Here is a 10,874-nt window from a genome sequence, read left to right on the forward strand (position 1 = left end):
TTGAATAATTTACCAACTACTTCAGGGAAGATACTAGAAAACTCATTCTGCTTAATACTACCATCCGCATCAATAGCTTACAAGCAATAGCCTGCCGTTGAGTTTATTATTTTGGAGCGGATTTCAGTCACGGAAAAGAGCAGACGATACTTTGTTCCTGCATTTATTCCATCCTGCTTGCAATATTATGTCAGTATAGGGTATTTACCTTCCTATACTGTTTTTCACATTAACCTTTCTGTACTATGAAAACGACAACTAATAGTCCTCTCGCTGAACGCATGCGCCCCCAATCACTTACTGAGATAGTGGGCCAGGAAGACATTCTCGGAAAAGGAAAACTCCTGGAAAGCATGCTTGGATCTGGCACCCTGCCATCTCTTATTTTGTGGGGCCCTCCTGGAACCGGAAAAACTACCCTGGCCAGAATTCTGGCTCGTTCAACCAGTGCTCATTTTGTCTATTTCTCTGCCGTTCTTTCAGGCGTTAAGGAAGTTCGAAAAATCGTAGAACAGGCAGAAAAACAGAGAGAAATTGAAAATCGTGGAACAATTTTCTTTATTGATGAGATTCATCGCTTTAATAAGGGGCAGCAGGACGCCTTTCTTCCCCATGTCGAAAACGGCCTATTCACTCTGATTGGCGCCACAACGGAAAACCCTTCCTTTCAAATCATTGCTCCCCTCCTGTCCCGCTGCAAAGTACTGGTACTTTCGCCATTAAGCAAAGCGAACCTTGGGACTATCCTGCAAAGAGCTCTTGATAATCCAAAGCAGGGCCTCGGCAGGACTGATCTTTTCTTTGACAACAACAGCCTTGAACTCTTAACTACCCTTGCTGATGGCGACGCCAGAAAGGGGCTCAATACTCTGGAAATTGCCGCAACCATTGTTCTTCACCGGAAAAAAAATGATACTGCAGCCTCCAATGGTATCAGCCCTGATGATATTTTGGAAGCGGCACAGCAGACAGCCCTTCGCTACGACAGGGATGGCGACGAACATTTCAACCTTATTTCAGCCCTTCACAAAAGCCTTCGTGACTCTGACCCTGACGGCAGTCTCTACTGGCTCTACCGAATGCTTGAATCTGGCGAAGATCCACTTTACATCTGCAGGCGCCTCATCCGGTTTGCTTCAGAGGACATTGGATTATCAGACCCACAGGCTCTTATTCATACAATCTCCTGCAGAGATGCATATCACACGCTTGGACTTCCAGAAGGAAAACTTGCCATTGCTCAGGCTGTCGCCTACCTTGCTTCAGCTCCGAAGAGCAACAGTATTTACCGAGCGGAGTCCGATGTTTGCAAATGTATCCGTCAAACCGGCAGTCTTGGAGTACCCCTACATCTTCGCAATGCCCCCACTAGACTAATGAAGGAACTCAACTATGGGAAAGAGTATAAATATGCTCATGATGCCGATAATGCACTTGTCGCTCAGGATCACCTTCCCGATGAAATAAAAGAAAAACAATTCTACTTTCCAACCACTCGTGGATACGAGGCATTGATTAAGGATCGTCTGGAAAAATGGAAAATAATTCTAAAAAAGAGAAAACAAAATGCCGAATAATCGACTATTTTCAAACCACTTTCTTTTACTTGCATGCTCTCTCAGTTTTCTTTTCACCACTATATGTATCCAGCCGGTGACCGCCGCCCCTGGACCTCCATCCCTTCTATTTTATTCTGGTAATATACAGAGTGAGACAGAACCCTGCGGTTGACAATCAAACCAATTGGGCGGTCTGCCCAAAAAGATTTACCAGATCAACTCCCTGAGTAGCAGTGATAGATCCAACAGACTGCTTCTGGATTCCGGCAATCTCCTTTTTAAAAAGAATTCAATAGATAGAAGGCAGAACCAGGAAATACTGACCGCCGAGACTATTCTCGACATCTATACAGATATTGGCTATGACGCCGTAGCCATAGGCCCCTTGGATCTTGCAGCAGGAATAGATTTTGTTCAAAAGAGTTACAGCCATGGCTTCCCATGGATTTCTTCAAATATTACAGGCCCTGACGGAAAGCCCTTATTTACCCAATGGATAACCAGAACTCTTGGCGATATAAAGGTGGTCATTACCGCAGTCACGGCCCATCCTCAGAAAGAATATAAAAACATCAATATTCAGCCATGGCAGGAATCACTAACGAAAACTCTCGTTACAATAAAAGAAAAAAAGGAAAATGCTTTTATTATTCTCCTTTCCTCCCTGAACAATTCTGAAAACGAGCAAATAGCTAAACGTTTTCCAGATATTAATCTCCTTATTGGAGCAGACCCACACAGGGGGAACATCTCACCACAGCTTATAGGAAATACCCTCCTTACCCAAACGGCAAAACAGGGAAAATATCAGGGCTTACTTGAAATCATATTTGGTAAACAGAGGATATGGGGACATGATACCACCAGGCAACTTGCCGACCTCCAGAACAAACTGGGATCGGTTAACTGGCAGTTACGACGCCTTAAAAAACAATCTAAAAAGAATGGAAATGAAAACAAATACACAGATACTATCCTTCGCCTGGAAAAGGAGAAGGAAGAATTAAACAGAGAGATAGACACTTCAAAAAAACTCCTGACCCAGGAGAAAAAAACAGGAGTGAAAAATGATCAATACAATTATCGCTTTATTGGTCTTAAAAAGAACATGCCAAACGATCAGCCAACTGCAGAAAAACTCATTTTGCTTAACCGCGAAATCAGAGAATTAAACAAGAAAAACAAACAGCTTGAGAATACTTCGGGAAACCTGTCCACACTTACTCAAAACATGGTGGGACATTCCGTCTGCGAAACATGCCATGAAACTCAGGCTGAGTTCTGGAAAGCCACCAGACACGCCTCTGCTTACTCCACATTGAATAAAAAGGATAAATCGCTCAATTTGGACTGTTTACCCTGTCATTTGACCATAAACCCCAGGAAATTGGATTCCCAGATCAGCCCTGATCCTGGTTATCTCTCCTATCCGTCAGCATTACGTTCGGTAGGTTGTGAGTCCTGTCACGGCCCTGGCAGGGAACACTCCATTGCTCCTGAAACCTTTACATTATCCAGAAATCCCGAAAAGGCCCTCTGTCTCGCCTGCCATACTCCAGAGCATGACGACACTTTCAACTATGCTCCAAAGCTAAGCAGTATAGCCTGTCCTTCCGAATAAAAAGCACATCCTCTTCCATACCTTTTTCCTCTCTCCTTATCAAACTCGGGGAAACACGATTCACCATGACCCACAAAAAAAAAGGTGTTTCGAGGAAATCCTCGAAACACCCTTAACACTTCCAGCTATATAACTGTCAGTATACTTTCTACTCTATCATCAACAACCGAATGCTTTCTGAAGATCAGGAATTACCTGCTTTTTACGGCTCATCATTCCGTCAACCCACATGGAAGTTCCTTCCATTTTGGATCCAAAAGCTTTCTCAATAAGAGCTTCATCATCAGAGACAACAACCAGCTGAGTTCCTTCTTTTACAACATCAGTGAGCATAAGAAGAACTGTGTGACGTCCGTCTGCTTTTACTGCCTGAGCAGCAGCAAGAAGATCATCACGAATAGCAGCAACCTGATCAAGGGTGGCAAGTTCGAGCTGTCCAACACCTACTTTGTTACCTTTCATGTCAAAATCTTTGTAATCACGGAAAAGGAGATCCTTTGCAGGAACACCATCAACGGAAGATTTCGCTTTCAGCATATCCATAAAGAGTGCTTCAGTATCTTCAACACCAGCAATAACCTTCAGTTCTGCAACAGCAGCTTTGTCATCATCGGTGCAGGTGGGGGATTTGAAATTAACAGTGTCAGAAAGAATCGCTGAAAGCATTCCACCAGCAACATCCTTAGGTATAGCAACACCGGCGTCTTTAAACATCTTATTCAGTACGGTTCCGGTACAGCCAACAGGTTCAACACGGACAAGAATAGGCTGGTTGGTGGTTACATCACCAACTTTATGGTGATCAACGATGGTAACAACCTCAGCTTCGGTTATTCCTGCAGGAGCCTGTCCGATATCACTGAAATCTACAAGAGCGATGGTCTTGCCGGCAACATCCATCATTTCTTCTGGAGCGGTAAGGCCAAATTTTTCGAGTACAACAGTTGACTCAGGATTCAGATTCGCGAGAGAAGACTGCATGCATGCCTTGGCATCCTGTCCCTGTGCATTCAAAAGAGCAGCAAGACCGATTGCTGCGGTAACTGAATCGGTATCAGGGTTAGAGTGACCTGTTACAAAAATTGTCATTGTGTTACCTCCGTACATTTTATTTTTTAAAACCACCCAATTTCGGGGGTTCTTTAGCTTCTATTAAATTGTTGGCAACAATAGTGCTTTAGCTGATTTGAGTCAAGTGGAAAACTAAATTCTCACTGAAAAATAATGGAACCTAAACAGGTTTCTTTGATGGTGACATTAAGAAGAAGCTGCGGTATATTAAGAATAAAAAAACAACCCAACCTTTGCTATAATTGATTTCCCATGGCCCCTTCCGAAGAAAAAAAACAGGACACCCTCCCTCCGACCACTAAAAAATCGAATTTTGTCCCATTCCTTCTGGTCATTCTTCTGTTATTTACAATTGCGGGAATTAGCTTTTATTTCTACTCAGGCTCTCAGCCCCCCCAATCGACTGATCGTGTCGCTGATGCTTCCCTTGAAAGTGAAACACCAGAGATAACAGAACGTGAGATCGAAGAAGCGTTGCCAAAATCTGAGTCCACGCCTCCACTTACTATCGAAACTGAACCTTCCCTCGTCGCAGACAATGCAACACAATTATTAGATTCAGACCCGGAAAATGATCTTCCCATAAAGACAACTGCAGAAGAGAACGGTGAGACTCTGCCACTCTCTCCTGGCCTCAATCAGCTCCCATCAGCTACTAGTACCCCAGCCATTAAAAAAAATTCTATCTGTGATGAGCCAGCCAAACAGCTAGAGAACTTCTATAGCCATCTTGATTCTCAATCCTATATGGCTAATTTCACATTAGCAACTTCAAGTGAAAAACACTTCACTGCCCTGATTCACGAACTCCTGGCCAACCCACCTCAAGTAACCCGTGAATCAGATGATCTGTATACCATATTAAAGAATACGGCCCATTTTTTCCGAATTTCCGGCAAAGACAATATCCTTATGCTCAAAGGGATACTGGACAACGAAAAAAGTAGTGTGGAACAAATCCTTGGTAACTACTACCAACTAGTTACCACGCCAGAGTGCAGCACAACTCCATTCGCCTCGGACATTGACCATGATGCTCTCTATGAATATGCCTGTTTTTTCTTAAATACAATGGGCGGGCGACTCTATCTTTTCAGGCGTGATGCCCTGTCGAGAATGGTTGTGACCTACTATGCAGTCCTTCTGGTTGAACAGGCAAATCTTCAAAAAAACAATCGACATGGAATCGCATTGCGACCCGTCGTTGATATGCTTATTTCGGAAATGGAGGCAGGAGGTTCAGCCTTGAAACAATCTGACTCCTACCTGGATACCCTGTATCGTCTTAAGGAAAAATACCAGTAGACAGTATTTTTGTCATTGGCCTATTTGATTTTCGAAACGGCAAAAGGTATACTGTCAGGATAAAGATCACTAAATTTCTTGTTACGTTGCCAAGGATATCAGTTCATGATGCAAACTGTCTCTCACTCATACAGTGCGCAGGTTTACAGCCAGGTTCAAAACACCTCAGCTCCCCTTCAACGGAAGGTTAGTACCACAGGGCAAGTCGAAACGCCTCATCCTTTTGCGTCACAGCAACAATCCACCGATGACTCCATTTCCTTGTCTCCAGAAGGAAAAGAACTCTCACAGAGAGAAGCCAATTCATTATCCGTCCCTCAAAAAGAAAAATCACTTATTAACGCACAAAGCAGTACAGAGAACGATACGCAGCAAGCCCTTTCTCAGGAAGATTTACGGCTCATAACAGATCTCCAGAAACGTGATGCCGAAGTACGTTCCCACGAACAGGCACATCTCTCAGCAGCTGGTCAATACGCCGCCGGAGGAGCATCCTTCTCCTATACTACAGGACCGAATGGAAAAAAATATGCCACTGGTGGCGAAGTTCCCATCGATATAGCGAAGGAAAAGACGCCGGAAGCGACAATTCAGAAAATGCGGACTGTTCGACGCGCAGCCCTGGCCCCGGCAAATCCTTCCGCAACTGATCGCAGTATTGCTGCTCAGGCCAGCTCCAAAGAAGCCCAGGCCATGAAAGAACTTCTGGAGCAGGCTCAGATATCCCCCCCAACACCTTCGCCTCTTGGCGACACAGCAATTGCAGAAAATACAACCAACCGGGATACTGCTGGAGTTGAAGAAAACCCCACTGAGGCTCCGGGGAATATGCCGCAGGTATCGGACATTAGCCGGCGCAGATCCATGACCTCGGCTTACCAGGCAATCGCCGCCCTTGCAACCTGACAAATCCCTCTACCTTTGACATAAAAGAAATGAATCTGACAGCCTTTAACAAGGATTTTTTTGATTTTTTACAACAGTGCCCAACGCCCTTCCATACTACGAAATATATGAGTAGCCAATTCCTTCAGGCTGGCTTTACCGCTCTTCATGAAAATGACGAGTGGAAAATTAAAGACGGGCAGGGATACTACTGTATCCGTGATGATGGATCAATTATAGCCTTTAAAATTGCTGCCAGCGGCAAAGAGAACACACCATGGCGAATGACAGGTGCTCACACTGACAGTCCGTCATTGCAGCTCAAACCAACCCCAGTTCGCAAATCCCATTCACTCAACCAGCTTTGTGTTGAAGTGTATGGCGGGCCCCTTCTCACCACCTGGTTTGATCGTGATCTTGGAATAGCCGGACGTGTCTCCCTGCTTGCCAACAACGCCCTGCTAAATCGTACTATTGATTTTAAAAAAGCAATGGCGATCATTCCAAGCCTTGCCATCCACCTCGACAGAACAGCGAACAAGGAACATACGGTTGAAAAACAAAAGCAACTCTATGCCCTCCTGTTCCAATCCACCGAAAAAGATCCCCCTTTCATGGACCTCCTTCTTCAGCAGATCAGCCATGAGTATCCTGAACTCACATTTGATGCACTCCTTGGCTATGACCTTTTCTGTTATGATACCCAAGGTCCTGCGTTACTTGGCCTTAACGATGATTTCATAGTATCCGGCCGCCTGGACAATCTGCTCAGTTGTTTTGTAAGTATGCAGGGACTGCTCCAGAAAAACACTACAGGTAACTGCCTTCTACTTTGCAGCAATCATGAAGAAATCGGATCATCTTCCCTTGCAGGAGCACACGGCACATTTCTCCCTTCGGTACTCAAGCGATTACTGCCAGACCCAGCACGCTTCAACAGACTTATGAACAGTTCACACTTTATATCACTGGATAACGCCCATGCTACCCATCCAAACTTCAGTGAAAAACATGACCCACAGCATCTTCCACTTCTGAACAATGGGCCTGTCATCAAATACAACAGTAATCAACGCTATGCCACCACCGGAAGGTCTGCTGCTATGTATAAGACTCTGTGCCATGAAGTAAATGTACCCATTCAGACATTCGTAATGAACAACGACCTGACCTGCGGATCAACAATTGGACCCATTGCAGCCACAAGTCTTGGCATTCAGACAGTTGATATTGGAGCACCAAGTCTTGCCATGCACTCCATTCGTGAAACCACAGGGGCAAAAGACCCTTACATGCTTTACCAGACCATTGCCCATTTCTTTACCCGCCCAATTCTGCCCATGACCGAGGCATAGCGAGTGAGAGCTATCCTTTTTACAGGAATACTCGTGCTCCTTTCCTGTTTTGCTGCTATAGAAATATCCTGGGCGTCACAGCTGCACAGCAGTCTCCATAAGTATAAAAATTCACAGGTCAGCCATCTGACCCTGAAGCGACTTTCTCCCTATAATGGCTTTATCAACTACTATTCTCAATTTGCATTTTTCAGAAGAAACCATAAGGTCAGTCCGGATTTTATCCGTGCACTTATCATTGCCGAATCAAGCGTTGATCCTGTTGCAGTTTCTCCTAAGGGAGCAATGGGCCTTGGTCAGATTATGTTTCCCACCGGGAAAGAGGCTGCAAGGGAATTGGCGGATTCAGGCTATACATTCCGACATATAAAACCTCAGAAACTTGCCAACCTTCAGAAAGAAGACCTTTTTGATCCTGCAATTAATATTCTTCTAACCTGCTATCTGATTTCAAAATACAACTACAAGTTTAACGGTAAACTGGAGCTGGTATTGTCTGCATGGAATGCAGGTGAATATCATCGGGAGTTACAAAGAGGGCGTACCGTCCCCTACCAGGAAACCCACAATCTTATAGGTAAAATTAATGCCTACTACATTGACCTTTTGCAGAAAAGAAAACGTATATCTGTTTCTTCAAGACAGTATGTCAAGCAACCAGATTAATCTGCTGTACCGTTCCAACCCCGCCATTGTCTCTGACAAAAATACCAGTTGATTGAACTTCGCCCAACATCGCATTCCTGGCATCCGTCAATGTAAACAGTGTTGATGCTGCCCCTAGGTAGATAGCTCCTATACCTTTTTCGCCAAGGGCAAAAAGGGTATCATTCCCATCACTATCCTTTGTCCAAACACGTAGCTTATTATAAATATTGTCATTTTCATCTATCCAATTATTCCCATCACCGTCATAGGCTGCCAGGTCACGAAAACCATTGCCGCTTTCGGGGCCAAATAGTTCCGACCCATTGTTAATCCTGCCATCTTCGTTACCATCAAGAGCGAGAAATCCACTCCCGGGTTTTAAAAATGAAATCTGATTTGTGGTCCCGTCATTATCAATATCGAAGGAAAATTGAGTATCGGTTAGTTCTGCAGCTTTTCCAGAAAAATTGATAACAAGAGGGTCTTTAAGGGCATCCCCTGCTCTGATAGTAACTCGTTCTTCGCTGAAAAATTCACGACTCATATTGAGATCAACAGTAAATTGGATTTCTTCACCATCTTCGCTAAGAATGATCCCTTTCGCTGAAAATCCTGTAGATTCTTTTTCATAATAGGATTCATAGGATTCATATATAAGACCACCCTGGGATGGGGGCTCAACTCTGGCTGACGCATTACCGTCGTGGGCAGAATCGTATTCAGGTGAAGGTTGTTTGTTGTTTGCCTGTAGATATCCTTGGGAAGAAAGACGAATCCGTTTCCCTGTGAACCGTTCAACCATGGCCCGCAGAATCCGAATATTTAAATCAACCATTACTTCACTTTCTTCAGCTGATGGCTCTGTGACTGCATTAATGGGTTGGCTTCTAAGCGCCTGGGCTGAAAGACTCACTTGTGTAGATTCATTGAGGGATGAGATATGTTTCTGAATATCTATCATCTGTCCTTGGCCGTTATTAGTAGCTATGGCAGGACGTTTTTCCTCACCAGCTTTCCATACAATAAGTGTTTCTTTTTTTTGGTGATTTTCGACAAGAGATCTTTCAGAATTGAACAGGACTGCTGATTCGGCAATTTTCATGGCAGGCCCTCCTTGGCATACATGAAAAAATGAAGACTAGGTGACATGATCGTCCCTGACCAGGGCACCAACAATTGTGTATCCACTATATCGGCAACAGATCACAAAAAATTAAGGGAAATAATCAGATTTATAATTATATACAATGACTATTGTTAAATGATATCCTGTACGGTATCCTTATTTTGGTATTTCAGAAAAGTAATACAGCATGACAATACAAACTATCTAAAAATTACAGACTCCCATTAGTGTATGAACTCATTCACAGAAAAAAGAGACACAACTCGCCTGCTCATTGAAACTGAGGTTATACTTCTAGACCAGAAACAAGAAAAGATTATAGGAAAAATTCTAAATTTGAGTGCCAGCGGTGCGCTTATAGCCATAGAAGATGACCTTACAATTGGAAGAAAGTATGATGTGTCTATAAAATTGCAGGGTGACACAAGTAATTTGTTTATAGAAAATCTTGTTGCCACCGTTGTCCGTAACGAACCCTGTTGTGTTGCTGTGAAATTTTCTGACCCCATGGAATGGCTTACAATATTCTACATCTATAAACAAAAACTCAAGGTCTTTAAAAATGGCCAATTGATAATAACCGACGAATAACCTTTTTCCTATGCTGAAACGACAAAAGCCCTGTGTCTTACTCAAGACACAGGGCTTTTTATGTTTATAAAAAATTGTTTTATTCGCTGAGTGAGGCCAGAGATTTTTCCATCTTGGTGTTTATTATTCCATTGATATGCTCAACGGTCCAGATTCCATCTTTTCGCACCGCCTTAGTGGCATTTCCAAAACTGATACGAACCTTCTGACTCGATACCGCATCAAGTGCTTTTTTGATTCGTTCCTGAACTTTGTCCTTTGTAAGCCCTTCAGCCTCACCAATAGGACCAAGTTCTCTCATGGTCTCGGTAAATCCAGTGATATGTTTTACAAACAGAGGTGCTTCAGCAGCCGAAGCCCATTGAAGACTGAAACGCTCCTCCTTAATTCCAACATCTCTGAGTACTTTTTTAACAAGTGCATCAACTCCCATCGCATCATAATTACCTACCTGGTAATGACATTCGCCAAGTTGTCAGCCGCCGGTAAAGATAGCGTCGGCTCCTTCAAGGAAGCCTTTTAACACAAATGATGGGTCAACCCTACCAGTACACATAACGCGAACAGTGCGCAGGTTTGGCGGGTACTGGAAGCGCGAAACCCCTGCTGCATCGGCGGCTGCATAACAGCACCAGTTGCAGAGGAACCCAAGAATTTTCGGGTTGAATGAATTTTCGGACATATTTTTTCTCCGTATATTACTCTTTTTACGT

General features: G+C 43.8%; 10 protein-coding genes. 7 read left to right on the forward strand and 3 right to left on the reverse strand.

Annotated elements, in window-relative coordinates; translation table 11 throughout:
• The first annotated feature begins 281 nt into the window (after window positions 1-281).
• Both UWK_RS15615 and UWK_RS15620 read left to right on the forward strand, forming a co-directional pair.
• Complete coding sequence (locus tag UWK_RS15615) at window positions 282-1,577, forward strand: replication-associated recombination protein A (RefSeq protein WP_228130021.1); 1,296 nt, start codon at window positions 282-284, stop codon at window positions 1,575-1,577.
• Between the two features lie 166 nt (window positions 1,578-1,743).
• Window positions 1,744-3,180 carry a UshA-like (seleno)protein gene (locus UWK_RS15620; protein WP_015405360.1) on the forward strand — a complete coding sequence of 479 codons (1,437 nt, stop codon included), beginning with the start codon at window positions 1,744-1,746 and terminating at the stop codon, window positions 3,178-3,180.
• A gap of 159 nt (window positions 3,181-3,339) precedes the next feature.
• Here UWK_RS15620 and UWK_RS15625 read toward each other — a convergent pair whose 3' ends face one another.
• A complete protein-coding gene (locus UWK_RS15625) occupies window positions 3,340-4,269 on the reverse strand; it encodes a manganese-dependent inorganic pyrophosphatase (protein ID WP_015405361.1) in 930 nt (309 codons plus the stop codon).
• Window positions 4,270-4,503: 234 nt separating this feature from the next.
• Between UWK_RS15625 and UWK_RS15630 the strand changes: the two genes are divergently transcribed.
• The 4 genes from UWK_RS15630 (at window position 4,504) to UWK_RS15645 (ending at window position 8,462) form a co-directional block, all read left to right on the forward strand.
• The gene (locus UWK_RS15630) at window positions 4,504-5,556 is read left to right on the forward strand and encodes a hypothetical protein (protein ID WP_015405362.1); all 1,053 of its coding nucleotides are present in this window, start codon (window positions 4,504-4,506) and stop codon (window positions 5,554-5,556) included.
• Window positions 5,557-5,661: 105 nt separating this feature from the next.
• Window positions 5,662-6,462: a putative metalloprotease CJM1_0395 family protein gene (locus tag UWK_RS18765; protein WP_015405363.1), complete on the forward strand. Its 801-nt coding sequence runs from the start codon at window positions 5,662-5,664 to the stop codon at window positions 6,460-6,462.
• Window positions 6,463-6,491: 29 nt separating this feature from the next.
• Window positions 6,492-7,796: a M18 family aminopeptidase gene (locus tag UWK_RS15640; protein ID WP_015405364.1), complete on the forward strand. Its 1,305-nt coding sequence runs from the start codon at window positions 6,492-6,494 to the stop codon at window positions 7,794-7,796.
• Window positions 7,797-7,829: 33 nt separating this feature from the next.
• Complete coding sequence (locus UWK_RS15645) at window positions 7,830-8,462, forward strand: lytic transglycosylase domain-containing protein (RefSeq protein WP_167320761.1); 633 nt, start codon at window positions 7,830-7,832, stop codon at window positions 8,460-8,462.
• Here UWK_RS15645 and UWK_RS15650 read toward each other — a convergent pair.
• Window positions 8,446-9,546 carry a hypothetical protein gene (locus tag UWK_RS15650; protein ID WP_015405366.1) on the reverse strand — a complete coding sequence of 367 codons (1,101 nt, stop codon included), beginning with the start codon at window positions 9,544-9,546 and terminating at the stop codon, window positions 8,446-8,448. The two genes, UWK_RS15645 and UWK_RS15650, sit on opposite strands and share 17 nt — an antisense overlap.
• A 255-nt stretch (window positions 9,547-9,801) precedes the next feature.
• On the opposite strand from UWK_RS15650, the gene UWK_RS15655 reads away from it, so the two are divergent.
• Complete coding sequence (locus tag UWK_RS15655; RefSeq protein ID WP_015405367.1) at window positions 9,802-10,161, forward strand: PilZ domain-containing protein; 360 nt, start codon at window positions 9,802-9,804, stop codon at window positions 10,159-10,161.
• 79 nt (window positions 10,162-10,240) lie between these two features.
• Here UWK_RS15655 and UWK_RS19490 read toward each other — a convergent pair whose 3' ends face one another.
• Complete coding sequence (locus UWK_RS19490; protein ID WP_153304915.1) at window positions 10,241-10,843, reverse strand: hydrogenase iron-sulfur subunit; 603 nt, start codon at window positions 10,841-10,843, stop codon at window positions 10,241-10,243.
• Between the last annotated feature and the right edge of the window lie 31 nt (window positions 10,844-10,874).

This window comes from Desulfocapsa sulfexigens DSM 10523 (genome assembly GCF_000341395.1).
GTDB classification, from domain to species: Bacteria; Desulfobacterota; Desulfobulbia; order Desulfobulbales; family Desulfocapsaceae; genus Desulfocapsa; species Desulfocapsa sulfexigens.

Bases quoted from the DNA above. Each gene is read 5' to 3' on its own strand.
- UWK_RS15615 (WP_228130021.1), top strand. From the start codon at position 282: ATGCGCCCCCAATCACTTACTGAGATAGTGGGCCAGGAAGACATTCTC.
- UWK_RS15625 (WP_015405361.1), bottom strand. From the start codon at position 4,269: ATGACAATTTTTGTAACAGGTCACTCTAACCCTGATACCGATTCAGTT.
- UWK_RS15630 (WP_015405362.1), top strand. From the start codon at position 4,504: ATGGCCCCTTCCGAAGAAAAAAAACAGGACACCCTCCCTCCGACCACT.
- UWK_RS18765 (WP_015405363.1), top strand. From the start codon at position 5,662: ATGATGCAAACTGTCTCTCACTCATACAGTGCGCAGGTTTACAGCCAG.
- UWK_RS15640 (WP_015405364.1), top strand. From the start codon at position 6,492: ATGAATCTGACAGCCTTTAACAAGGATTTTTTTGATTTTTTACAACAG.
- UWK_RS15650 (WP_015405366.1), bottom strand. From the start codon at position 9,546: ATGAAAATTGCCGAATCAGCAGTCCTGTTCAATTCTGAAAGATCTCTT.
- UWK_RS15655 (WP_015405367.1), top strand. From the start codon at position 9,802: ATGAACTCATTCACAGAAAAAAGAGACACAACTCGCCTGCTCATTGAA.